Here is a 24,080-nt window from a genome sequence, read left to right as displayed (position 1 = left end):
CTTAATCTTTGATTAAAGTCCCTGTAAAAAATCCGTGTCCTTTGGTATTCAGGCCGCCCAATGGCATGAGTCCATTCAATAAATCATTGATCACATTTTGCCATGTTTGGGAGATCAATGGTTCAGTCAATGCGTCAGACGAAACGTAAATTGTTAATTCAATCTGATCATTTTTACCGAAGTAGGCTTTCTCCTGAAACAAAGCTCCTTCGATCGCTCCTCCTGTGAATCTGTCTATTTTCACATGGTTAAAAACCTTGTTATTTTCTCTTTTGAAGGGGATGTAGATATCCTGTATCAGTACAGCTCCTTTTTGACCTTTCTCCTTTTCCTCATTTCCTTTACTGTTTTTCGTGAAGCCGAATAATTTTTCCACAGCGTAATTAGATTCATCTGGTTCTGAACCGGCTTTGATCAGATTTGCAGCCTCATCTCGAAGCTGATCTTCATATGAATTCCATTCAGCTGTTTTTAAAGGATTAAAATCATTTATTTTCTTTTCTAGAGTCTTGAAAATCTCCTCATCGGTTTCAGTGGTTAGATTATTAAAATCAATTTGGGATTCAATTTCTCCTAGGATTTTCTCGAAATCTAATGACGCCTCCGGTTGATAGCCGTCTTTTGGGCTCTCAATGAAATCTTCTATCAATTTGCTATAATGAAATCGGACCCTATGGGCTAATGCCCCTTTAATGGAGGTAGCAGGAATCAAAATAAAATCAGATTCAGAAATACTAGGAATCCCTTTTGACCAAGTAATGACCTTTTCCATCTTAGAAATATGATCTACATCTCCATCGCCGAACCCAGCTCCAAAAAGGAAGAAGTCTCTGGCTTTCATTTGAATCTGGAATTTTTCCCAGCCTGCTAGCTCTTTTTTTGCAGAAGTGCTGATGGAAGTTCCTTTCGGGATTGATGAGTTTAAAGAGCTGGATTTTGACAGGTAATCCTTTAAATCTTCCTCATTTCTTAGATCAAAGGTTCGTTGAGTACTTTTTTCATGAATAACTCTGAATTCCCCATGTCCTTTCCTTGTACCTGATCCTAATCGGAAGTCAGGAGACTCTATTAGGCTAAGTAAAGCTGCCCAAGAGGATTGGTCTTGCTCTGTTCCTTTTAATTCTAACTCGAAAACAAACCGAGTTCCTTTAAAAACTAATTCTTCATCATATTTTGCCCCCTTTTCAGCAGAACCCTTTTTGTTTATTTTGACATGGTCTCTCAGAGGAAGCTTACCAAATGCAGAATAAAAGGAGTCGTTGAAATCAATAACCTGTAATCCTTCAATTACTTTTCCTTCTTTTCCTACCATAAGGCCCGGACTAAGGATTAATCTGCTCCCTGAACCGGAATCCGCCTCCTTTCCTGAATTTCCCTTTGATCCAAAAAGGTCGTTTTCCAGACTTTTTCCAATCGAATGCCTTAATACTCCGGCAAGAGATGTTCCAGGCAAATAAGGAAGTCGATTGGCGTCTTTTGCTACAACATTATCATTGAGTAATCCCAACTTTCCGCTGTTTATTGCAAAAGCTGCACTTGCTTCCAGTGTAATCTGTGCTAAAAATCTATGAGTCAGTGGTTTCATGATTATTTTATTTTAGGCATTTCTGATGCGAGCTTTTGAATGAAGTCCATTACAAACGCTTCTCCTTTAGTATTTTTCAAATCCTTCAACTTATTTTTCAAAACCTCACCGGCCTTTCTCCATTGATTTTCAGATTTTCCTCGATGAATAAAGCCTAACTCATCTCCAAAGGTCATTTTCCAAAAAGCATCAAAATTTGCTGACTGTTTGGCATATCCTCTGATGGTTCCCCACTGACTTTTGTTTGGATCTCTCAAAACACTTTTTGATTCCTTAATGAATTGATCTACCGCTAATTTGACTTGTTGATTAATATCGTCAGCTGACTTTCTGTTTTTAAGGGCGCTGATTAGACTTTCTGATGCAGGTAGGTTTTCAATTAGAGAGTAGGGGGGTTGGTTTTTATACTCAGTTGGTTTAGAAAACGGCTCCTTGAGTTGATCAGAATCAAGCGGTATGAAATCCGGATTTAAAATTACCTGACCATAACCCTCGGATTTGAGAACACCAATTCCATTTTCATAAAAATTATCAGGAATTGCTGTGTTTATTTTAATAATGAAAACAGAACCCTTTTCGATAACGATCCGGTCTGCTTCTTTGGATTGTCTTTTTCCATTCCAGACAGGATATTTTCTGGTTCTTACTTGCGATTTGTCCCAGAGAATAACGTTTTCAATACTTCCAGTAATATCTTCACCAGTTGGTATGCCCGTGAATTGTCCATAGCTGTCTAAAAAGCATAAGTCAGCTTCCGCATAAACAACCAGGTTTGTGTTAATTGGTATGGAAGGTTCTTTTTCGCCTTTTTGCTCTCTGTCAAACTTAATTTCGACCAAGCCATATTCTGCGGATTTGGATCTCCCAATTCGCTTAATTCCCTCCAATTTGGTTTTGATTTGATCTGCATATTTACCTGTTGAATCCTTTATGGAAAAATGCATAATCAATCCTTTTGGAAGGCTGAAATACCCAAACATTTGGCCTTCTTTCGACCTTCTGTTTTCGGAATCAAAAGCAGATTTGAGACGAAAATTCTGTCCAGGTTTGAATAGTTGTTTTTTGGGAAAATTAAAATATCCTCCTCTAGCCTGTTTTGGTTGAATATCTTCAGAAAACCTTTGATTGGGTTTCAGATTCATAGGAAGCAGAATTTGGTCTTCCAATGACTTTCCTTTTGGGAAAAAGTATGCAGCGGGTACTGGAAGAAAAGCATGATTTTCCACTTTGGGATAAGCGTTTCCAAATACTATTTTTCCACTATGAAAGATCTCTAAAGCCTCCTCGGATGGTAGTTTCTCATAATCACCCGCTACAATTCCAAGGAATTTGGAACCAGGAATAAAGTCTAAGGATTTGTGTTGACCCTCTGAGGCTCCAAGTGAAGAAATGATCAGGTCAGATTGTAGGGTACAGGTATATTGATATGTCTTCATGATTGCAAAAATTTAATTTCACATCTTCCTAATCCTCGGTTTCTATTTAATCCCAGATTTTTTATCATGGGTCCAATTTTCACCAAAAGCGTCTCATACTTTCCAGAAAAATCCTGAATGGAACCATATAAAGTCAATGGCACAGTTACCTCCATTTGCCTTAGGCTCTTGTCTTCGGCAGTGCCATTTTCCGAAATTTTTGTTGATGAAATTACCTCATACAAAGATTCTGAAAGGCTTTCTGTAATAATTGAAGTTGAGTCACTTTGATTGAGTAACACGTCCGAGAAAAACAAAGGGGAAGATGACTCTTGGTCATATCCAGCAGAACCAAAGGCATCGAGGATTTTATTCTTATCAAATAACTCTCCTGATAGGAAACTCAATTCCTCAGCTGCATGCCTGAAAAGGCCCTTAATTGTTTTGCCTGGAATATATGGAATGTTGTTTTGGTCTTTTAAAACCAAATTATCCGCTTTGGTGCCACCGGAAAGTCCAGAACCAATATGCCAATAGCCAAAGAATTGAATTGAAAAATTTATCGTTTTCATTTTTTAAGAGTTATAGAGATGAAAGATTGACCACATCATATAAATGAGTATAAATTCTGCCATCCCTGTGATTTGAATATTCACTCTCCAGATTCAATTCGGTAATGATTTTTTCATTGCCTCTTTCTTTCAAGTTTTTTTTGATTCTTTCAAACATGAATTTTGCTTGTCCTGGATCATGTGGAATTACTCCCAACCATTGCCTTAATCCTGATTTTGGGGCAGAGGGCCTGCTTACGGTTTTTATCCATGATCTGAGTTCTTCCATTGTACTGTAATTGGATTGTGGTTCTAAAAAATACGGACCATAGTCAAATCGAATATGTTTGTTATCCAACATTTGATCAATAATTGATGAATAATCCTCGACGTAGCTGGACTGAACTTTCAGGAAGAAAGCTGAGGAAGGAATTTTACCTTCTTTCTTTAATGACTTGGAATGTTTTTTCGCTTCAGATGTAAGAGATTCACTCAAATGAACTCCATAATGAAAAGGATAATTTGGCTTCACAAAAGAAACTCCTGCACAAGCGGTAAGGCCTTTAGATAGGCCGAGATTGAGATCAGAGACTTTTAAATCTGATTCTAAAGAGGAAAAAATAGATTTAGTTTCTATCTCAAACCATTTCAAAAAAGACTGAGTGAATGGAATAGCTGCATCTCCTTTAATAATTACGGTAATGTCGTCACCTCCTAGCAGGATGGGCCTGATAGGTGGTTCATAACCTTCATTTTTGGCCTCACCTCCGAACACATCATCGTAAGCTTTTTTGACTGCTGATTTTGTCGCTAGATCTAATGCCTTTGAAAATTCTCTGATAACCTCTTTGATCTTGGGCCCCTTTACTTTTTCATAAATAGACATGATTTGTGCACCCAATCCATTTCCGTCGGCATGGATAATCGCAATCCAATTGTTGCCCGAGATAAAATTCCCCCACTCAACTGCCAGTTCTGAATTGTCCCGGATAATTGTTCCATTCCTTTTACCGGTTAAAATCTCCATTAATTTGGATTCAGCCTTTTCTGATCTGGAGATCTTTTTACTTTGAGAAAGGTCGATTACTTCATTTTTAAGATATTTAAAGCCAAGGCCACCAGTTCTTCTTGCCGTTTCTCCTATTTTAAAGGGATTATAATCACCTAATATGTAATGGGATTTATTCCTTTGGGATTTTAATGAGTCTTCCAAAGCTTGTAAGGCTTTCCCGTAATCGACATAGTCTTCAGGTTTTACTACAGCTTGGCTAACAGTGATTCCCGGTGCTGCAAGCATAATCGCTTTAGAAAAGCCCGCAACGATCTTTCGGCAGTCTTCACGATTTTCAAACTCATACTTAATGTTTCCTGCTGCACTTAAAATCAGATCTTCCTCCTTAAATGGAATTTTTTCCTTCTCAAAAAAATCTCGAAAAAACCCACTGCTCAAATAATCAACTAAATCACTGGCCCCCACAATCTCCCTTAGCTTATTCGTCTGAAAAATAAAGCTTTGAATGCCCTGTATGCTGGCACCATATAAGTATTTATCCATATATCAATTAGGTTTTTTTGTTACAGTTCCAAATCCAACGCTTGCTCCTTTGCCCAGTCCTATGTCCAAAGGCAAGAAAACGTTGGTTTTAAATTCAATATCGAAGGAAAGCAAGGATTGCCCCTTGTGCTTTACAGGTCTGAAATTGGGAAGACTGGTCAGTTTGACTTCTATAGGTTTGTCCACCGTCCACTGAATTCCCTTCGCAAAGGATAGCAGGTTACCTGTTAAGATTTTTTCCAGGAAGACGATTTTATCAGAGAGGCCTTCCAATTTTTGGTACTCAGGGAAGTTTTTCTCGTTTAGCGCCAGCCAATTGATCAGCTTGTAGGAGAAGATAGTGTCGCGAACATCCACATCAAATTTGTTAATCTTGATATTCTCTACCAAAAGAGATCTTGGGTCATTTCCAATCTTGATTCCTCCTAGATTTCTTGTGAAAAAGTTATGGATTTCATCGACTCCGTCTTGAATGCATACGATTTCAGCTTTTCGCCCTTTGGATTTGTACTGGACAAGAGGATAGGCATAGTGAAATTTATCTTTTTCAAGATGATTATGAAAAATCACGTGCTCCCTGCCTACAATACCGATAATAGCTCCCCTAAAGGCGGGAATTTCATGGGACTTTAATTCTGTATCAAAAGTTACTTTTACTACTCGGACAAGGGGCATAGAACAAAAGGTTGTTTGGGCATTGAAAAAACTCAAAAATCATTGTTCGATAATAATACTAAAAGTTTAAAAAAGATAAGAGTAAAGTATCGATTCTTTTTTCACAAAATTCCCCAAACTGGGTATAACCTACTCATAGGTGTTGATAGATAATAGGTTATCAGATATCAGTGTTATTCCCACTATTTTGCATTGTGGATGACCTCCAAACTATATGCTGTGCTATTGCTGGCAAGGGGATATTTTGATAAACACCCATATTTAAACAGCAAAAACAAAAAAGGGCTATTAAGAAAATATATTTATATAAAAAGTATAAAGGTGTAATGTGTTTTCAAATCCAAAAGCACTTATCCCTCGTTTCACCCACTCCTTTCGTTCCGATTTATTTGCGCCATTTTTCAAATAACAGCTCTTTTCTCTCCACTCAGAGAAAGGGCTTTTACTCCCCACGGCTACCGCTTCACTTCTCTTGGCCTTATCCCAAATCCCGGCAAGGCCGGGACTTGGGAAGGCCGTGTAATGAAGCAATAACCCTTAACTTTATCGAGACAAGCAATTAGCTACTATTGCCCATAATCCCGGTGGGATATAATTTATTTTTTGGTTGATTTGACCTAAAGACTACGGCATAATCAACCCCTTCCAACATCCAATCATTTATTCTGTTTTCAATTGGTCTTGATCGAACAATCGCCGGAAAAAGTTTACATTTAGACATCAACGGAAAAGAAAATTTTCAGAATTACGATATTCAAGTAAAACACTTTATAGTTTTTTCAATTGCTCTTCCTCTGAACTCCTATGGCTCGGGTGATACATTTCGATGATTAGCCTTTTTGGTTCACCATTCACTAACAAATGAAAAAGTTTAATTTTTCTACTTTCATCCTCAAGGATAAATTTTATGTTTCCTCCATAAATCAAACCTAAGTAATGCCGGGTTTTTCCGCAAAGTAAAACATCTGGTTGCAGGACTTGCTCAATTTGTTCCTTAAGAAACTCCTTGTCATTATTTGTTACTATCTCCAAATCTTTCTGAGATGAAGTTTTTGTTCCTCTATATTTTTTAATATTCAGATAGGATGATTCTCTTAATGAATCAACAGGATCATGCTCTTGATTTTTGTCCAAACTATTCAAAATAAGAGCAATCCTAGTTGCCAAAATACTTAATGTGCCTTTTTTCTTTTGATATGCTCCAGGTCCGTTTTCAGCTAATCCTTTCAAAAAGCCTTCTCCAAAAACATGTCCTTTATAGGCTGTTTGATCAAAAGGAACTTCTTTCAGAACGGAGCAAATTTTGATTTTTGCCTTTGAATATGCCACATGGTCAAGTGTCCCGTCCTGGACAAAAAAGGTATTTTCATCTGCGCCAGAATGTTCTCTCCATCTTTTGAAAAGTTCATTTTCTTTTTCTCTAATGTTCATATTCTTTTACTAATTGTTATCAACTAAACTAACTTAAATTCTCAAAAAGTCAATGCCGCAATTCAAAACCATTGCAGAAAACTCCTTGCCGTTAATCAATTGGATTTGGTTTTGTTGTGCGATTTTTTGCGCCAAATCCGAAAACGAATCTGCGGTAGTAATTACCCAAGGGATTTTTGTATAACCGTCGTCGAGACTATCCTGCGAATTCTTATATTCTAAAATTTGCTGGATTCCGGTTTCATTAATGGCTCCCTGCTGAAATTTGGCTTGGGTATAAATAATGAGTTTGAGGCTTTCAAAGACCGCGACGATATCCGCATCTCCTTCCTTGTCTTTGGCGTTTTTAGATGGAATAGTAACTGTATTTGCTCCTGTTTTCTTGAAAAACCCAGCAATTAGCGATTCAAATTTCTGAGGATTCAATTCCTGCTTTATTGATGTCAAAACTAGCTCGTGAGTTTTTTCAAGAAGAATCGCGTGCAGATCAATGGGTTTATTTTCAAGGAAGAACTGGATCGCACGATCAACTTGAACCCAGAGGTCATTGATTGAAGTATTGGTTTGACGGATTTTCATTCTGGCAGTGAGTGCTGCCCCCGCAAATTTATCCCTTGGTATAGAGTGATGGAGAATTTTCACTTTTCTCAAAAAACCTAAATCAAATCTTACGCCTTGATTGGAGTATAGTAAAGTGCCATCTGAATCGACAGGCCTTCCATCCCATGTTGTAAGAAGATCTACCTGTAATTCCTGAATCAAAAAGGGTGAGTCATCAAGGATTTCACAAACGGTGAAGTTTCCTTGGCCGGGAATTAGGACAAAATCTCCTTTTTCAAATTGAAAAAACCTCCAAAGGTTTTGGCGCATTCGCGGGACATACCCCCAGTAATCTTGAAATTGTTGATCAAAGTATGATTTGTTTCCCTGTAAGGCCTGGGAGAGAAATTCCTTGTTGGAAAAATCAGAAAAACCGATGGATAAATATCCCTTATCTAAAAGTGGACGTGACAACTCTGCATGGTGAGAAATTCGATGTAGCCAATAGTTCATAGAAATTTATTTTTCAATTGAAAATGGGTTTGTTTTGAAGTTTACCGACACATAAGCGGCTTTAGTTTTTCAGGAAGATTTCAGAGTTATCTTTCAGCCAGTTCATTTGCTTGGGACTCTTTTTGTGTAAGTATTCATTCCACTTTTGCCAAGGGAAGTACTTACTCGGATGCTTAATGAAAATCAATTCGATGGATTTCCCATCACCATTTTGGATGGTTGCAGTCTTTGCATAGGAGGTTCCGATTCGTTCTTCCCATACCACTCCCTTTGTTGAAAACCCAGTTCCTTTAATTGCCGATCCCAAGGTATTTGCTGCGGTGGTGCCAAGAAATATACAGGTGGAGGGTTTGGCCAAAACAGCCAAATGAAAAAAGGTCTTCCATCCGCTGACAAAATCCGTTTTTAATGGTCTATCCATAGTAGTAGATAGCGTTCGTTGGATTAAATTATGATAGGAAAGCATTGCCCAAAGTTTGGTGCTGTCAAAGGCTTCGTTACCAAAAAGCGCTCGGTAAAGATTGGGGAAGATTTTTGTGCCATAGTATAATCGGTCGATGGCCAACTCTCTGATCACTGCTCTGGTATATTCAGGGTGTTTGTGTTTTTCGATTGAAGCGGGAGAATTATCATGATAATGGCTTTCACCAATAATCATTATTTTCTGATTTGAAGGAAGAGTTGAAAAGATATCTCCAATCCATGGAAGCCATTTTAATCCTTCGATTTGTTTTAAAACTGAGTCGTTCATACTGATTTTTTGAATTGGTTTTATTTGATTTTTGATTCCAAAATATTCTTGGCTTTTTCCTTTACCATCTCCTTCAATCGCTGAGGTTCTTCAACTTTGACTTCATCTCCATGGGAGAGAATCAGCGCAATCAATTCATAATTGATCTTGACCCGAAGGCTGATTTGGAGGACATTTCCATCATTGATTAATATTTCCTGAGTTGGGTGAAGGGGCATGGATTTAATGTATCGGCCTTTGAATTCGGTAAATGTGAGGATGACGGTTTCTACCGATTCCTCGGGATCATTAATGATACCAATGGTTTCCAGAAAGCGAGATTCAAGGTCGGGTGGTTTTGGAAGTTTTGTTTTCCAAGGCAGGATTGCCAATGACTTGATCCGGTCCAGACCGTAGAACCTGAGTTGATTGGTTTCATTCCATGCCATGACATACCATCGATGCTGATACTCTTTGAGCGCAATAGGCCGTATCCTGCGATTCTCAATTTCCCAGAGCCAATACTTTTCATAGTCAATCTGAATCGCTTCCTGATTTTCAATCGCATCCAGAATAGGCTTTAGGTATTCCGTACCTCTTGCCAAGCGTTTTTCAAAAAATACCTTGCCACTCAATATATTTGCCCTTCCAAATGCCTGAATGGTTTCGAAGGACTCCAGGAGTTCCATATGGTCCTCGGAACTTTCTTCATTCTTCAGTTCGTATTTGGCCGATTTGAAGTCGAATTGGATTACCAATCCAAAAAGCTTTTCGATTTCCTTTAAGTCACGATTGAGCGTCCGTTTGGAGATAATAAGATTGAGATCACTGCCAACTGATTTACGATCTAAATGCAGTTCCAATTCATCCCATTCAAAAGGGCCTTTTTTAGCAAGTTTGATGATTTCAAGTTGGCGGTATAGTGAAGTGAGTTTGCTCATAGCTGAAAATTCTGTTTCAAAGAAAGTGCAAGGGTTTGCCAAATGATGGCTGAGGGTAGGAAGTTAAAAAAATATTTTCTGGCGGACAGGTTTTGGCTGAGGCTGCATTGAATTTTGGATTCATGACTGATATGCTTCAATTTTCAATTGCCAGAAAAGCCCTTAAGAAACTCTATCCTTCTTGGCAGCTTTTCATCGATGAGGTAATGGACTTGCTTCAACCTTTTTGGTTGGGAACACAATCCAGAGAAGCCGTGCACTTTATCCACTTGATTGGCTATGGGAAAAGGCAAAAGGCCAGGGAGATATTGACTGATTTATTGGAGTTGCTTGATTGGCAAAGTGAGTCTGTCATTCTGTGGGAAAACTGGGATGTCAATGCTCCTTCTTCATTAGCGCAGGTTCAAGCTTTTCAGGAAGCTTACCCTATTTTTCCTAAAGTGGTGTTGACGGATTTTTTCAATGAGTTCTTCCTTGAATCCGAACTTTGTAGAGATGGACAACAAGTGGAAATATTTCTCAGGGAGCGAAAAAAGCTAGATTTCTCCTACTTTGAAATCAGTCCTTCAGATGCACGGGGGAGTTTGATAATTAGCTTCTTGGATTCTTTTGGTGATTGTGATTTTTTGAGGACCCGGCTCATGTTCCAATTCCTATGGAGCAAGTCCGAAAGCACCATGGATATGATCAGGAAGAGCTATGTGCCAGATGAATTACTGAGAATATCGGAGAAAGACTATTTCCGAAAAGGGGAATTGGTATTTTTCTCCAAAGATGAGCCTATCCATATTCTACTGGCGATCGAACTCCAAAGGGTTACTCAGGCTCTTGAAGAGGAGGGCTCTAAATTGCTTGGCTTACCTGTTAAATTAACTCTCAATGCGATGGATTACTTCCTGTCCTATATTTTTTACAAAAGGCTCAGTAATCTTCAACTCCATCGAGCCGCAATAGATTTCTTTCTTCCTGTATTCAGGCAGTTTCCAAGAATGACCCAAAAAATCAGCTTAAGGCCCGAACGGGTTGTATTGGATTTTAAAGGGGGGTGGAAGTTTACAGTCATTGAATGAAAATTTTTAGAGTAGTTAACCTCATTGACCATTAGGTGTTTTGGAGGCTCACACTTTTTTGGGATGTTGGCGGGAAGTTCTTATCAAGCAATGGAGGATTGTTAAAAGTTTATAGGTTCGACATGCCTCTTTTTCCCAAAGAAATGAAAGATTATTAAATTCAGTTGTGACCAGTCAATTAGTCTGGTAATTGACAAGTTATAGGGCATAATGAAAACGCCAACTTGTATACAATCAACTTTTTAACATTTTGAAAACAGTAACTTTAAAGTTACATTTGTTTATGGAAAAAGTAAGGGAAGTCATAGCTTATCAAGACCATTTTGAGAACTTTCTGAAGAAGCAAACAGTGAAAGTTCAAGACAAAATTTATAAGGTCATTGAGGCGATTGAAACTTTAGAAAGAGTTCCAGAAACTTACCTGAAACCTATCAAAACAAAAAAAGGACTTTATGAAGCCAGGGGTCAGTTGGCATCAAATATATGGAGGGTGTTTTGCTTTTTTGATGAAGGAAAGCTTGTGATTTAGCTCAATGGCTTTCAGAAGAAAACTCAAAAAACACCACCCAAAGAAATAGAAAAGGCAGTCAAACTGATGGATGAGTATTATGCCGAAAAGGAATTGCAAATAGTAAAAAAGAAAAGAAAATGAATACTAAAAGCTGGAAGGAAATCAAGGATGATGTGTACGGAATAAGAGGAACCGAACGCAGGGATGAATTGGAAAGGGATTTTGAGTCATTCAAAATTGGGTTGCTTTTAAAGAAGGCAAGAGAGGACAAGAATCTAACCCAGGAACAATTAGCCGAATTAGTGGATAAAAAAAGAACCTACATATCACGGGTAGAAAACAATGGAAGCAATCTTACTCTTAAAACGCTCTATGAAATTGTGGAAAAAGGATTGGGTGGAAAGGTAAAAATCTCCATTGAAATCTAAAAAAGAAGTAGCCGCTATTACATCACCTTGGATACAGCCTGTTTGCCGAAAGGCTGGCGCCACCGCGTAACTAGGAAAATTAGCGTCTTTTTGAAGTTAGAATTTAGCTGGAAGAGAACGGCTCCGAATGCTTAATTGACGGAAGGCAGGCCCGGTGTTTCCAAGCTGAATCACGCTGACTACTAACTAAACAAGAAAGGGAAGGAAGGAGCAAGGCTGCTTTAATTCCATCCCCTTTTGTCAAATCAGTATGAGCTGCTAAGCCAAATCAGAACTAACCCCAATCTAAAATTTCACTATTGATAGACGTCAGCTAATTCATTGACAGCGAAAAGCAGGTGTCTATACCCGGATTTCTTGGTTTTTAATTCTGCCTCCAATTCATAGGTTCCAAACTCTTGAACAAGTTGGGACAGAATCTCTTGCTCCATGGTAGCATGATCAGCCAAATATTTGGACATTTCAACCAATAGAGCTCGTTCCCTTTTCAATATTTTCGCGGCAAGATCCTGTGCACCCCTCATGAACTTCATGACTTTCTCTTCAATAGGTTCGATATTGTGATAGTGGTTTTCAAAATGATCCGCAGTAGGAGTGATTCGAATCAATTGGCCTGAAAACCCGCTTTCCTTAAAATGTTCCATAGCCAATTCTGTTGCCCTTTCAAAATCTCCAGAGGAACCAATTGAGACCATATCAAACCCGAAAAGTTCCTTTTCTGCCAAAAATCCGGATAAGAATACAGCGATAGACTGAAGGAGATTCGTCGGATTTCGGATTATTTCAAGATCATGTGTGATAAATCCGGCCTTATCCGATCCTGCTGCGACGGAGCTGATTTTGTCTGGTAAATTTGAGAAAAGGGACATGTGTACAATGGCATGTCCTGACTCATGAACAGCCACCACTGCCTGAAGGTCATCCTTTCGACTTTCCTTCAGGTGCCGTACTTTCTGGGTTAGCGGAAAGGTTTTTTCAAAGCGCAACTCTTCACCCTGTTTGAAGCAGATAGATAGACCATTGCGATAGTTTGCTTCCACCTTGGTGATTGCGCACTCTAATTTGAAATGCTCCAAGAGAATCATTGGAATCAAATCCTCGATGCCATACTTGATGGTGGACTTGAGGGGTCGGACACCTTGAGTAGGTACGACACCTTCTTGAAAGATCCATTCAATTATTTCAGGACCGAAGAGGAGCTTGGCCTGAGTTTTTGCAAAATAATTCGTTGAAATATTCAGGAGTTCAGATGCAATGATGGCTCGGTAGGCATATTCATTCAAAGAAGGATAAATGATGTGATTATTGCCGAGTCTCGAGATTTGCTCAGGTCTGAAGCGCTTTGACAGTGCGCTTTTGATATCCGGCAATTTGATCTCTTTGGTCAATTTGTAAAATTTGTCCGGGGAAATGTCCGGTGATTGATCCTTGGCAAAAGGATAAGCCTCATCCAAATTTCCCACAACAAATATCAAGGTTTGAGAAAAGTCCTGCTCGGAAGGCTTAAGCGTATTTGCAAGACTGTCCATTAGGAGTTTTCTGATCTCCAGGGTGTTCAAGGTTTTGACATGTTTTCGAAGCTCATGGATATTTTCGAAACGGGATTTGTTGATTTCCAGAATGGCTTTTAGTCTTCGTTTGTCAAAAATAAAACGAGCTTCATTCTCGGTCGTTTCCTCAACTTCGTCCGACTCATCATCATCCTCTTCAAAATATCCAAAGTAATTGGAAGCTACCATTCCTTGATGGATGGTCATTCCTTGGCTGACCCAGTAATCAAATTTGTATAAGACCGAGTTGAGGTTTCGTCTTCCGGCGATCATCTGCTCGATATGATCAATTTTCCCATTGTCCAAAAGTTGCCAAATGACACGAAGTTCCTTGTGTGGAATTTCTTCTCCCATGCGAGTGATCGTTCTGCCCAGTTGAAATTCATCCAAGAGGATTACACGAGGCTCCGGTCCTTTGAACTGGTAAGTTTCGGAGAGTATGGCACGGGGATTTCCCATTGGACCATGCCCCAATTCACCCAGGTCAAACTGGAAGAATTGTGCTTCAAACTGGAGATATTTCACAATCTGTCGCACCAAGTCAGATTTGCCCACTCCGGTCATTCCCCAAAGATTGATGATGAGGGGTCGTTTTTGGTTTTCAGGAAAGATGTACCAAGAAGCCATACTGGTAACGACTTGATCGATGACCTCATCCAGACCAAAGAATTGGGATTTGAGATGTTGTTTGAGTAGCTCAAGTTCTTGTTGCTTGAGCTGAATTGCAGAAGAGTCCATAGGAGTAGAAATTATTTGATTTACAAAAGAAAGGGGAGGGTCAGCCAAAATATGTCTTAGTCAAAAAAATCTTTGTTGCAGTTTTCTGCACGTAGCCAAGTAAAATGAAGGACTGTTGCTGGGTTGCGCCAATTCCCCCTTCATAAGGGGGCTAGGGGGATTTTTAAATTTTTCGTCCTAAACAACCTACGCGCAAAATTCCGAACAATCATAAAAAAATAATTAGGCTCAGACATGTTTTGTCTTTGTGGGGCATTTCTTTGTATCATTCTTTCATCAAGGACATTGAGTAGGAGGGACGCGGAAGGAAAATTTGCAGGTTAAGAATCAAATACAATCCGGTGTCAGAGAACTTAATTCTAAAGGTTAGATTTTAGCGGTTGGACCTGCCAAGCTACAAAATGTCATTTTCAAACATGAAAGGCATATTAGCAAAGAATTCCTGAGGATTAAAAAGATATTTGTACTATATAATTTGGGAAAATAATGGAAACTCGTATTTTGCATAACGCCTTTTTTATCGGCTTTTACCTCATGATTTTTTTGGGATTGGGTTTCGAAATCACCATGATTTCCATGCTTGCCCATATGCTATCAGAGCTGAATTTGATTTACCGAAAAATTAAAAATAACTAACCAAACCACTGAAATTTATGAGACAGATTACGCTAGAAGCAAATCATTGCTGGATTGACACAACGGCTGAAAATCTTGCAAAGGATTATGGAAGTTTTGGAATTTATATTTTAGGGATAAAAAATGCGAAGGGAAGAATTCTACCATATTACGTTGGTCAAACTGGAAGTGGAAAAACTTTGAAATCTATCTCAAAACGAGTTCAGAGGCATATTTGTGATGTTAATTCACCCTACACCACCTAAACGATTTTTTCTGATTATTTTCTTCGAAACAAGAGAGGGACATCTTCCGATTTTATTAAAAGAGTAAAGCTGTCCTCTAAACATTATCCAGATACTGCATATACTACTGATATTCACTATTTAAATGATAAAAAGTTTTTTTCTGACCCAATTACCATGATTTCTGGATTACCTCCTGGAGAAAAGAAGGGAGGATTAGATTATTTGCTTAAATTTTCTAAAACCCCTAATTTATTTCGTCAATCCGTAAATTCTCAGAAAGCAATTTTTACTCCTGGAAGTTTGTTTTTTACCCCTATTACGTTTGATGCAAATAGTATTGGTGGCCAAGGAGAAATTACCAAAGAACTTCTTGAGTATCTTGAAACCTTTGTAAAGTTTTCCTTGAAAATTAATACAATTGGGCTTTCTAAAGATTTTGTGGATTTACTTAAATTTCTAAAAGTCTATAGAATTCATCTAAAAATAAAATGTCCGACTATCGATCAGGAATTTCATCCAGTTGGCAACCGTCCTACTAATGTTCCTACAATTTTATTTCCATAAACTTCTAATCCTCCCGAAAACCGGGAGAATTTTTTTATTAGATCTGAAATGAAATGGCAAATCCAAAATGGAAAAATATATTTCCAGAAACTTAGACTCCTCGGATCTATGATCTTTTATGAATCAATTTCCCATTCAATCCTTTATCCATGACAATTTCAGCCTCTTCAGTTAACAGTAAAAATCCAAAGCGGCATTTTATTGCCATAGGTTTTGATGCTTGTGTATTGGTGAGTTATTGGGGTAAGAAACTGAACTACGATACCTTCACTCAAATCAATGATCGTGAGATCTCAGAACGTGAGGTTCCGGTGACGTTTTTCAAGTTTGATCCCACTGATTATATCTACACCAATTACGAGTTGATGAGATTCCTAATCAAAGAGGACCTTTCCATTCCTCATTTGCCAAACGAGGTTATAAATCATCTTAGAGGTCTGGATGGAGAGTTGGTGATTTATGCAGGAGTTGGTGACTCAGAGGGTCCTTACAGCGGGAGGATTTACCGGACTTCTTTTATTCAGCTTGGGTGAACACTGTTGGGGTAGGGAAGTCTAAAAATGAGATGAGGACTTTGCATTTAGAAATAGCCCGCTGCGGGGAAGTGTTTTAGCAAGGGGCCATTCCTGACAGCTATACGGGAGGAGGGATTGACTACGTCGATCCCGTTTTGGGGGGATTGCAAAAGAAAAACTACTCACTTCGTTCGTTTTGGTTTTTTGCTTTTTTTGTTGCTCAAGCTTGCTTGGCAACATAAAAGCAAAAAACCCTTCCGCTTACGCAGAAAGGTTTTTCTTTTGCAGAGGAGGAGGGATTCGAACCCCCGGTACCTCACGGTACAACGGTTTTCAAGACCGCCGCGATCGACCACTCTGCCACTCCTCTAATTTGATTCGAGTTGTTAAAAGACCGCCGTCCCGATGAATATCGGGAAGCACTCTGCCACTCCTCTGTGCTGTGATCTCTCTTTTCGAGATCGCAAAAGTAAGGGGATTCTGTTTTTATCCAATCAACTCACCCACTTTTTCTTTTAAGTGTCTGATTTTTATGGGTTAAATTTTTTTCACAATCTGGATAATTGAAGAGTCTTTTTGATTTGCTGTCTGGGATTTCAGCTTTCTTACTTCAGCTTTCTGACTTAAATCTGCCTACTGCGACTGAAAACTGATCACTCCAACTGGTTTCGACTACGCTCAACCTGACAAACTCCCTACTGCGACTGAAAACTACTATCCACTTACCTCTCACCCTTTACCACTTACAAACCTCCAACTTTCTACGATTCTTTCAGCTTTCTGACTTTAGCTTTCTGACTTATCTGCCAACTGATCACTCCAACCGGTTTCGACTACGCTCAACCTGACAAAAACCACTTACCTCTTACCCTTTACCACTCACAAGCCTCCCACTTCCCAACTTCCAAACCTCCCAACTTCAATCTGCATACTGCATCTTTTCAGCTTTCTGACTTTAGCTTTCTGACTTCAATCTGCCTACTTATCACTCCAACCGGTTTCGACTCTCCACTACGCCACAGGCGCGGCGGACAAACTGCTCTGCCTGACACACATACCCACTTACCTCTTACACTTTACCACTTACAAAACTCCAACTTACCAACTTACCAACCTCCTAACGACAACTGACAACAATGAGAACAATGAGAACCCTTTAATAACCTCCCAATTTCCTAATTTCCCTTCTCCTCCTCAATCCACTCCTTCACCACCTTCTCCAAAATATCCAATGGCAAAGCTCCTCCCCCCAAAACGGTATCGTGGAAGGCCTTTAGATCGAACTTTTCTCCCAATTCTGTCTCGGCAAGTTTTCGCAGTTCTTGGATTTTCAGCATCCCGATTTTATAGCCTGTGGCCTGACCGGGGATCACCATGTAGCGGCGAACCTCCGCTTGGATGGCTCCTGGAGCGATGGAGGAGTTTTCTGAGAAGTATTTGATCGCATCTGCTTCTGTCCATCCTTTGGCGTGAAGGCCTGTGTCAGTCACGAGGCGGATTGCACGCCAGATTTCATTGACCAAGCGCCCAAAGTCATAGTAAGGGTTTTGATAGCCCCCCATTTCTTTGGCCAAGGCTTCAGAATACAAGGCCCAACCTTCTACATAGGCGTTGAAACCCATCTGAGTTCGGAATTTTGGGACGGATTCAAGCTCCTGAGCGATGGAAATCTGCATGTGATGACCAGGACTTCCTTCATGATAAGCGACACCCTCCATGGTGGATTTCGGCATTGCATTCATATCCGAAAGGTGGACATAATAGGTTCCCGGACGGGATCCATCAGGAGTTCCCTGATTATAATGCTGAGGTGCTCCCGGTTGTTCACGGAAGGCTTCAACACGTCTCACCTCCAAATCAGCTTTGGGAAGTATTCCAAAATAATCCGGCAATTTGGACTTGATGGCATCCAAATAGGCCGTGGACTCGTCCAAATAGGCTTGTCTGCCTTCGTCCGTATTTGGGAAGAAGAACTGGGGATCACTGTTGACGAATTTGAAAAACTCCTTGAGATCTCCTTTAAACCCGACCTGATCTTTGATCGCAAGCATTTCCTGCTGAATCCTCTTCACCTCATTCAAACCAATCTGATGGATTTCATCAGCAGTCAAACTGGTAGTAGTAGAGGACTTGAGTTTGTGTGCATAGAGGGCATTTCCCATTTCATGCCGGCTCAACCCGGTCGGTTTTTCTTCAAGATTTGGAAGTTCGGATTCAAGCCAAGTTATCAATTCCTCATAAGCTGGTTTGAATTCGTTGAGCAAAGCTTCTTTTGTACCTGTTCTAAATTCCTCTGCTTTTTCAGCTGTGATTTTCCCGTCTTTTTCAAGTTTCTCGATTTTCCCCAAGGCATCTGTCCAAAGTGCAGCATTGTCTTTTCCAGAGGTAAAAGGTTGGCCTTGAATCAACGCATTGGATTGTTGAATGACATATTCATAGGCAAACTTGGGCGGTCGGACACCAGCCGCTGTCTGAAGTTTAGCACGTTCCAAAAGTTGTTCAATTGCTCTGCCGGATTCTTTGATTCGAGAGATTAGCGCTTCCATGTCCGTTGCTTCATCTACCTTATGGAAATTAATCAGCATTGTTGGAATCATGGTGTGTATTCCGCCCATTTGATTGAAGACATAATTCATTCTGCGGAACTGCACATCCCCTTTTTCCATTTCATATTGGTATTTCCAAAGGTCATAGGATACTTTGGCTTGTGGGCTGAGAAGATTGTAGTCAAATTTCGACTCCATTTCTTTTACACTTTCCTCCATCCAAGCCAAGCGCTTATCTTCTGCAGCTTCGCTCATGTCATCGATTTCTCCGTATCGGTCTTTTCTGCCTTGGGTGGTCAATTGAAGTGGGCTCATCTGTAGTAGCTCTTCATACTCAGTATCAAACCAAGCGTTGATTTCTGAATCTTCGATGATTTTGGGTTCAGGTTTGCTGCATCCAAGCAGAAGGATGAGGAAAAAAAGTAGGTTGCCGAGTATTATTTTTTGTGTCATGAAAGTGGATTTTTTGAATTGAGATATTTTATCTGATTGTCCTCGAGAGCACCAATGCCAAAATTTCAACTAAGATATATACCAATGAGGTTATTTTCAAAAAAGGAAAAACCAAGTATCAGTCTACTCCAATACTACCCTACTTTTCAGAATTTTTTTAACCGCAAAGATTACGCAAAGAAAGAGTAAAAATTCAGTATCAATCTCTTTTCGAACTTTCAAGGCTTTATTCGAATCGATCCTTTTCAAGACCACAAAGTTAAAAAGCTGAAGCTTTTTTAAGCAGCTGAACTCCGATCAAGCTGATGTAACCTTTGTTGATTGGGACTCTTCCAATATTTTTCGACGATTTTCACGTTCTCGCTGTTTTTCTTCGGCCAAATCAAAACTCACATTCACCTCAAAACAAACCAATACGATCAAAGATGTGATCCACAACCAAAGCATCAAAGCGATAAATGTCCCGATAGAACCGTAAAGTTTGTTATAGCTGGCAAAATTGTCCAAGTAAAAAATGAAAGCATAAAATGCCATCGTGATCAATAAGCCGGACAGTTGTGCCCCTACGGAGAAAAAATTCCATTTATCATGCACTGCAGGAGCAAGTCGGAAAATAAATGCTGAGGTAATATAAAAGACGAATAGCAGGATTAGAAACTTGAAAGTATTGAATAGAAAAATCATGAAATTTGTATTAAAAACCTGCAGATCATCCAGTGCATTAATCAACATACCCCCAAGAATCATTACTGTGCTGGCGGTAAAAATGGTCAGCACTAATGCGAAAACGATACTTACGGCTATGATCCGGGATTTTAGAAACCCTCGATTTTCCTTCGTTCGATAAACAGAATTAAAGGAAGCCATCATGGACATGACACCCTGTGTCGAGGCAAAAAGTGCGAAAAAGAAACCGAATGAAAGCAAGCTTTGCCGAGGTTTGGATACAATGTCCATTAGCGTGGAACTAATGTTTTCATACATGCCCTCAGGCATTACCGTTTGTACAAATCCAAAGATATTTTCTGTTGTAACCACCGGAAAAAAGTCCTGGAGGTATGGAACTAGGTTTAGTAAAAAAAGAAGCAATGGGAAAAGGGCAATCGTGTAGCTGAAGGCCATGGAACCTGCCCGTTCAGCGATGTCATCCTTCTTGAGCTGTTGAATAAAAATCCGGATTACATCATAAAGATTTTTGTCAGGGTAGCCAAAATGGATTTTTTTCAAATGCCTTGCTTTCAGCTGAAATCGCAATCTCCATTTGAATAGTTTCTTGTTTACCACAGTATTAAGTTTTACTTAAAAAAAGGGTTTCAATAAATCTAACAAATTCTTTGGTGGTCGGGTTGGTTGATGGCTATCTTTTTTGAGAAAAGCCAAAGTCGTCCATCCTTCCGTGATCAATTCGTTGGATTCATTAAAGACCTGATATTCAAATCTGATCCTTACCCCCGGCAGTTCGGGTATAATCGTTTTGATAGTCAAAAGTTCATCATATTTTCCCGGTTTAAGGTAATGAATGTGACTTTCCAATACGGGCATCATCACCCCGTTTTCTTCCATTTCCCGATAGGAAAAACTCGCCGATCGCATTGCTTCTACCCGCGCCACTTCGAAATACATGGCGTAATTGCCATAATAAACATACCCCATTTGATCAGTTTCTGCATAGCGTACGCGAATCTGAGTTTCGGCGATGAACATATCAGAAGATTTTGGCGGCGTTCAATGCACGCTGATAGCGTCTCGCATTGTCCATGTGATCTGAATAATTGACAGCGAAAGCATGATAACCTGAAAAGTCCTCTTTCGCGCAGAAATAGAGGTAATTATGCTTTTCCGCATTCAAAACCGCATTTAGCGAGTTGACATCCGGTAGGTTAATTGGTCCAGGAGGTAGCCCAGTGTACTTATAGGTGTTGTAAGGACTGTCAATTTCTTTGTGAATATTCAATATGCGCTTTAAGGTAAAATCTCCTGTAGCATACACTAAAGTCGGATCCGCCTGAAGTGCCATGCCGATATCCATTCTGTTGAGATAGACTCCGGCAATTTTTGGGCGTTCGTCTGATTTCTGACTTTCTGCCTGTACGATGGAAGCTAGTGTGCTGACCTGCTTTTGAGAAAGTCCCAAGGCTTGTGCCTTTTGCTTTCGCTCCTCGGTCCAGAAGGTTTGATATTCTTTATACATTCTGTCAAAAAGTGCCTCCGGACTGGTGTTCCACCAAAACTCATAGGTATTTGGCACAAACATGCTCATAATGGTCTCCTCCTCAAAATCAAACTTCCGGATATAAACCGAGTCCTGAATAAGGTGAAGAAATTGATCGGGAGTTACTTCGAGATTCGCCGTGATTTTTTCTGCCAGATCTTCTTTTGTTCGGATATTATTGAACGTGACCTTCACTGGAACTTGAGCGCCTGATTTGAGCATTTTTACCAATTGAAGGTTGGTCATTTTCGGTTCGACTTTATATAAACCAGGCTTCAAGTTATCCTGATAGCCTAATATTTTGCTGACAAATGCAAAACTGATGGCATCATTGATCACTCGTTCATCATACAATTGCTTCGAAACTTGCTTAAAGACACCGTTACTTGGTATTTTGAGCATATATACCCGGTCAGAGTCCACCATGGTATTTGGACTGAAAAATAGTTGGTAGAAATAGAACGTCAGCGAAATAGCTAACACCGAACCGCCGATCAACAGGATCAGGAAGAATTTTCTTTTTTTCTCAGAAATCATAGGTCACAAAAATAAGGAATGGATCTGAGGAAAAATAAAATGATAGAGATATGCTCTCTGCGGTCGCAAGATAGACTCCCTTCGGTCGTGAGATAGGCTACGCGAAATAGGCTACGCGAGATATGCTCCCCGCGGTCGTGAAATAGACTCCCTTTGGTCGTGAGATAGGCATCTCCTTCGTCGATGCTAAATAGGCTCCCTTCGCTCGCAAAATATGCTACACGAAATACGCTTCGCAAGATAAGCTCCCTTCGGTCGCAAAATATACCTCTCCTTCGTCGATGTGAGGGATAGGCATCGTGTCGTCGGTCGCTTGTATTGAGTAGCTTGCCCGCCGCGCCTGTGCACCTGTGGCGTAGTGAAAAGTCGAAGTATTTAGCCAATAACCTGGTGGAAAGTTTGCCAACTGGCAAAATTCCGAACATTCATATTATTTGTAATTTATACACGGAACTTTGGCAGTAGCATTTGAATAGACTTAAAATTATCTGAAAACACCAAATGTTAGGTATCATCGGACATCGGGCACCCGACATCCGGCCCAAAGAGCTAATAAATTTGCTTACTGTCAGAATAGCCCATAATCAGATAATTTATTTTAACTAATTTTGATTTCACTAAATTCTTTGATCATGTGTAGATACTTCATTCCGAGTTTGTTGTTAGCTTTTTTTATTGTTTCCTGCGATCCAGCAAAGTCTCAACAGGAGGTATTTGAAGGGGCAAAGGAGAAAGTTTTATCGGCAAATCGACTTTCTTTCAATCATATTATGCTTTGGGAGGATCCTAATTTGGGTGACATTGATACTATTTCCAAGGGCCTTATCCTTCAGAAAAATTTGGAGGTGGATTTGGGTTTTGATTTTGTTGGAACGAGAGACAATTTCGCATTTACCTACATCGATGGGGTTCTAGCCAGTATTTCCGATAAAGACAGCACAGTCACATATTATCCAGAATCAGAAGTTTCGGCAATGCTTGAATCCAATTCTTTTCTCAGCTTCAGTCCTGTAGGATTATTTAAGAATGGCCCTTGGAGCTATTTGGGGGATACTGCCATCGCTGGAAAAACTTACAAGGAATATCTCTGGATAGAAATGGATACGACCATCACGGACAAAAAAGTGCTGCTAAAAAACCATATTTTCATTAACCCTTCAAACGAAGTAGTGGATCATTACTCCCGCAGATTATTTCATGATGGGAAGAAAAGTCAGTTTATTGAAGTGAAATATTCGGATTATATTTTTGCTGATTTGGGAGAGAAATTGGTCTATGATGTGCCTTCTGGCTATATATCTAAGCAATGGGGTCAAAAAGATCCCGTTGCCTCAGATGTTTTGAAGAAAGGTGAACTAGCTCCAGATTTCGAACTGACTGACGAAAAAGGAGACCGTGTAAAACTATCCGAATTACGAGGGAAGAAAGTGTTGCTGGATTTCTCCATGATCCATTGCGGCTGGTGCAAAATTGCCATAGATCAATTCAACAGACCCGATTACCAGTTTGCGGAAAATATCGTCCCGCTATACCTCAACCCGGTGGACTCAAAAGAAAAAATGGATAAGTACCGAGCCAAAGTGTCAATTCCTTTTCCTGTTCTTGTAAATGCTGAAGAAGTAGGAAAAGCCTATGGCGTTGCTGGCTATCCCACCTTTTATTTGATTGATGAAAATGGAAAAGTAGAGGATGTAGTTGTGGGGTTTAGTGACGAAGAAATCCTGAAATGGAAAAAATAAAGATGGAGATATATGCTACGCGAAATAGGCTTTGCGAAATACAACTCCCTGCGGTCGTGAAATATACCTCTCCTGCGTTGAGGTGAAATAGGCTGCGCGAGATATTACTCTCTACGGTCGAGAGATATACTACGCGAAATATGCTGCACGAGATAGGCCGCGCGAAATAGGCTTCCTTCGATCGTGAGATATAGTTTTTTAAAAAATCTTGAAAAAGATTATGGTCCTCGTTTAATTTGAGGGTAGTTTTCTGTCATCTTCGGTCTTCGGTCTTCCAACCCCCGACCTGTAACCAAAATAAAATTCACCTAACGGTGGAAAATCGGACAATCATATTTTTTAATATGTATATCCGCAATTCTGCCAGTAGCCAAATTTTATTAAGTTTCACCTCGACTTCGCTCGGTGTCCGTTAGTT

Annotated in this window: 20 protein-coding genes, 1 tRNA gene and 1 pseudogene; 7 read left to right on the top strand and 15 right to left on the bottom strand. The window is 39.7% G+C overall.

Going from position 1 to position 24,080, the window contains the following annotated elements; all coding sequences use genetic code 11:
- Position 1: 1 nt before the first annotated feature.
- From ACK4HU_RS21130 to ACK4HU_RS21090, 9 genes are all read right to left on the bottom strand, one after another.
- Entirely contained in the window at positions 2-1,585 is a 1,584-nt protein-coding gene (locus tag ACK4HU_RS21130; RefSeq protein WP_409809899.1) for an RAMP superfamily CRISPR-associated protein, read from the bottom strand.
- Positions 1,586-1,587: 2 nt separating this feature from the next.
- The gene (locus tag ACK4HU_RS21125) at positions 1,588-3,021 is read right to left on the bottom strand and encodes a hypothetical protein (RefSeq protein ID WP_409809896.1); all 1,434 of its coding nucleotides are present in this window, start codon (positions 3,019-3,021) and stop codon (positions 1,588-1,590) included.
- Positions 3,018-3,572, bottom strand: coding sequence for an RAMP superfamily CRISPR-associated protein (locus ACK4HU_RS21120; RefSeq protein ID WP_409809894.1), 555 nt, complete (start codon positions 3,570-3,572; stop codon positions 3,018-3,020). The genes ACK4HU_RS21125 and ACK4HU_RS21120 overlap by 4 nt, the downstream gene beginning before the upstream one ends.
- Positions 3,573-3,582: 10 nt before the next feature.
- Entirely contained in the window at positions 3,583-5,106 is a 1,524-nt protein-coding gene (locus ACK4HU_RS21115; RefSeq protein ID WP_409809891.1) for a Cas10/Cmr2 second palm domain-containing protein, read from the bottom strand.
- 3 nt (positions 5,107-5,109) lie between these two features.
- Positions 5,110-5,781 carry a CRISPR-associated endonuclease Cas6 gene (locus ACK4HU_RS21110; RefSeq protein WP_409809888.1) on the bottom strand — a complete coding sequence of 224 codons (672 nt, stop codon included), beginning with the start codon at positions 5,779-5,781 and terminating at the stop codon, positions 5,110-5,112.
- A gap of 768 nt (positions 5,782-6,549) precedes the next feature.
- A complete protein-coding gene (locus ACK4HU_RS21105) occupies positions 6,550-7,212 on the bottom strand; it encodes a hypothetical protein (RefSeq protein ID WP_409809885.1) in 663 nt (220 codons plus the stop codon).
- Between the two features lie 33 nt (positions 7,213-7,245).
- Complete coding sequence (locus ACK4HU_RS21100; RefSeq protein WP_409809882.1) at positions 7,246-8,265, bottom strand: restriction endonuclease; 1,020 nt, start codon at positions 8,263-8,265, stop codon at positions 7,246-7,248.
- A 61-nt stretch (positions 8,266-8,326) separates the two neighbouring features.
- A complete protein-coding gene (locus ACK4HU_RS21095) occupies positions 8,327-9,016 on the bottom strand; it encodes a hypothetical protein (RefSeq protein ID WP_409809879.1) in 690 nt (229 codons plus the stop codon).
- A 20-nt stretch (positions 9,017-9,036) separates the two neighbouring features.
- Positions 9,037-9,936 carry a helix-turn-helix transcriptional regulator gene (locus ACK4HU_RS21090; RefSeq protein WP_409809877.1) on the bottom strand — a complete coding sequence of 300 codons (900 nt, stop codon included), beginning with the start codon at positions 9,934-9,936 and terminating at the stop codon, positions 9,037-9,039.
- A 131-nt stretch (positions 9,937-10,067) separates the two neighbouring features.
- On the opposite strand from ACK4HU_RS21090, the gene ACK4HU_RS21085 reads away from it, so the two are divergent.
- The 3 genes and pseudogenes from ACK4HU_RS21085 (at position 10,068) to ACK4HU_RS21075 (ending at position 11,945) form a co-directional block, all read left to right on the top strand.
- On the top strand, positions 10,068-11,006 hold the full coding sequence (locus ACK4HU_RS21085; protein ID WP_409809874.1) for a hypothetical protein: 939 nt from the start codon (positions 10,068-10,070) through the stop codon (positions 11,004-11,006).
- 283 nt (positions 11,007-11,289) lie between these two features.
- Positions 11,290-11,658, top strand: a pseudogene (locus ACK4HU_RS21080) (type II toxin-antitoxin system RelE/ParE family toxin).
- The gene (locus ACK4HU_RS21075) at positions 11,655-11,945 is read left to right on the top strand and encodes a helix-turn-helix domain-containing protein (protein WP_409809871.1); all 291 of its coding nucleotides are present in this window, start codon (positions 11,655-11,657) and stop codon (positions 11,943-11,945) included. Before ACK4HU_RS21080 ends, ACK4HU_RS21075 begins: the two are co-directional and overlap by 4 nt.
- A gap of 296 nt (positions 11,946-12,241) precedes the next feature.
- Here the strand turns inward: ACK4HU_RS21075 and ACK4HU_RS21070 are convergent, their stop codons facing one another.
- Entirely contained in the window at positions 12,242-14,233 is a 1,992-nt protein-coding gene (locus ACK4HU_RS21070; protein WP_409809868.1) for an AAA family ATPase, read from the bottom strand.
- A gap of 653 nt (positions 14,234-14,886) precedes the next feature.
- On the opposite strand from ACK4HU_RS21070, the gene ACK4HU_RS21065 reads away from it, so the two are divergent.
- The 3 genes from ACK4HU_RS21065 to ACK4HU_RS21055 all read left to right on the top strand — a co-directional run bounded on the left by ACK4HU_RS21065 (position 14,887) and on the right by ACK4HU_RS21055 (position 16,193).
- On the top strand, positions 14,887-15,114 hold the full coding sequence (locus tag ACK4HU_RS21065; protein ID WP_409809865.1) for a hypothetical protein: 228 nt from the start codon (positions 14,887-14,889) through the stop codon (positions 15,112-15,114).
- Positions 15,115-15,270: 156 nt separating this feature from the next.
- The gene (locus tag ACK4HU_RS21060) at positions 15,271-15,660 is read left to right on the top strand and encodes a hypothetical protein (protein ID WP_409809862.1); all 390 of its coding nucleotides are present in this window, start codon (positions 15,271-15,273) and stop codon (positions 15,658-15,660) included.
- A gap of 149 nt (positions 15,661-15,809) precedes the next feature.
- Positions 15,810-16,193 carry a hypothetical protein gene (locus tag ACK4HU_RS21055; RefSeq protein WP_409809860.1) on the top strand — a complete coding sequence of 128 codons (384 nt, stop codon included), beginning with the start codon at positions 15,810-15,812 and terminating at the stop codon, positions 16,191-16,193.
- Positions 16,194-16,460: 267 nt separating this feature from the next.
- Here the strand turns inward: ACK4HU_RS21055 and ACK4HU_RS21050 are convergent.
- The 5 genes from ACK4HU_RS21050 to mltG form a co-directional block, all read right to left on the bottom strand.
- A tRNA-Ser gene (locus ACK4HU_RS21050) sits at positions 16,461-16,545 on the bottom strand.
- Positions 16,546-17,350: 805 nt separating this feature from the next.
- Positions 17,351-19,174 (bottom strand): DUF885 domain-containing protein, encoded by a 1,824-nt coding sequence (locus ACK4HU_RS21045; RefSeq protein WP_409809857.1) that lies wholly within the window; start codon positions 19,172-19,174, stop codon positions 17,351-17,353.
- A gap of 297 nt (positions 19,175-19,471) precedes the next feature.
- On the bottom strand, positions 19,472-20,458 hold the full coding sequence (locus ACK4HU_RS21040) for a YihY/virulence factor BrkB family protein (protein ID WP_409809855.1): 987 nt from the start codon (positions 20,456-20,458) through the stop codon (positions 19,472-19,474).
- Positions 20,459-20,473: 15 nt separating this feature from the next.
- Entirely contained in the window at positions 20,474-20,878 is a 405-nt protein-coding gene (locus ACK4HU_RS21035; RefSeq protein ID WP_409809851.1) for an acyl-CoA thioesterase, read from the bottom strand.
- 1 nt (position 20,879) lies between these two features.
- Positions 20,880-21,923: an endolytic transglycosylase MltG gene (mltG, locus tag ACK4HU_RS21030; RefSeq protein WP_409809848.1), complete on the bottom strand. Its 1,044-nt coding sequence runs from the start codon at positions 21,921-21,923 to the stop codon at positions 20,880-20,882.
- 632 nt (positions 21,924-22,555) lie between these two features.
- Between mltG and ACK4HU_RS21025 the strand changes: the two genes are divergently transcribed.
- A complete protein-coding gene (locus ACK4HU_RS21025) occupies positions 22,556-23,662 on the top strand; it encodes a peroxiredoxin family protein (RefSeq protein ID WP_409809845.1) in 1,107 nt (368 codons plus the stop codon).
- Positions 23,663-24,080 lie beyond the last annotated feature (418 nt).

Origin of the sequence: Algoriphagus sp., assembly GCF_046296635.1 — a bacterium.
GTDB lineage: Bacteria > Bacteroidota > Bacteroidia > Cytophagales > Cyclobacteriaceae > Algoriphagus.
Note: the sequence above shows the minus strand (reverse complement) of the source record. Positions and strands in the feature narration are given on the sequence as shown.

Bases quoted from the DNA above. Each gene is read 5' to 3' on its own strand.
- ACK4HU_RS21035 (WP_409809851.1), bottom strand. From the start codon at position 20,878: ATGTTCATCGCCGAAACTCAGATTCGCGTACGCTATGCAGAAACTGAT.
- ACK4HU_RS21095 (WP_409809879.1), bottom strand. From the start codon at position 9,016: ATGAACGACTCAGTTTTAAAACAAATCGAAGGATTAAAATGGCTTCCA.
- ACK4HU_RS21075 (WP_409809871.1), top strand. From the start codon at position 11,655: ATGAATACTAAAAGCTGGAAGGAAATCAAGGATGATGTGTACGGAATA.
- ACK4HU_RS21090 (WP_409809877.1), bottom strand. From the start codon at position 9,936: ATGAGCAAACTCACTTCACTATACCGCCAACTTGAAATCATCAAACTT.
- ACK4HU_RS21125 (WP_409809896.1), bottom strand. From the start codon at position 3,021: ATGAAGACATATCAATATACCTGTACCCTACAATCTGACCTGATCATT.
- ACK4HU_RS21120 (WP_409809894.1), bottom strand. From the start codon at position 3,572: ATGAAAACGATAAATTTTTCAATTCAATTCTTTGGCTATTGGCATATT.
- ACK4HU_RS21060 (WP_409809862.1), top strand. From the start codon at position 15,271: ATGATTTCTGGATTACCTCCTGGAGAAAAGAAGGGAGGATTAGATTAT.
- ACK4HU_RS21100 (WP_409809882.1), bottom strand. From the start codon at position 8,265: ATGAACTATTGGCTACATCGAATTTCTCACCATGCAGAGTTGTCACGT.
- ACK4HU_RS21070 (WP_409809868.1), bottom strand. From the start codon at position 14,233: ATGGACTCTTCTGCAATTCAGCTCAAGCAACAAGAACTTGAGCTACTC.
- ACK4HU_RS21065 (WP_409809865.1), top strand. From the start codon at position 14,887: ATGAGACAGATTACGCTAGAAGCAAATCATTGCTGGATTGACACAACG.
- ACK4HU_RS21085 (WP_409809874.1), top strand. From the start codon at position 10,068: ATGCTTCAATTTTCAATTGCCAGAAAAGCCCTTAAGAAACTCTATCCT.
- ACK4HU_RS21025 (WP_409809845.1), top strand. From the start codon at position 22,556: ATGTGTAGATACTTCATTCCGAGTTTGTTGTTAGCTTTTTTTATTGTT.
- ACK4HU_RS21055 (WP_409809860.1), top strand. From the start codon at position 15,810: ATGACAATTTCAGCCTCTTCAGTTAACAGTAAAAATCCAAAGCGGCAT.
- mltG (WP_409809848.1), bottom strand. From the start codon at position 21,923: ATGATTTCTGAGAAAAAAAGAAAATTCTTCCTGATCCTGTTGATCGGC.
- ACK4HU_RS21105 (WP_409809885.1), bottom strand. From the start codon at position 7,212: ATGAACATTAGAGAAAAAGAAAATGAACTTTTCAAAAGATGGAGAGAA.
- ACK4HU_RS21110 (WP_409809888.1), bottom strand. From the start codon at position 5,781: ATGCCCCTTGTCCGAGTAGTAAAAGTAACTTTTGATACAGAATTAAAG.
- ACK4HU_RS21045 (WP_409809857.1), bottom strand. From the start codon at position 19,174: ATGACACAAAAAATAATACTCGGCAACCTACTTTTTTTCCTCATCCTT.
- ACK4HU_RS21115 (WP_409809891.1), bottom strand. From the start codon at position 5,106: ATGGATAAATACTTATATGGTGCCAGCATACAGGGCATTCAAAGCTTT.
- ACK4HU_RS21130 (WP_409809899.1), bottom strand. From the start codon at position 1,585: ATGAAACCACTGACTCATAGATTTTTAGCACAGATTACACTGGAAGCA.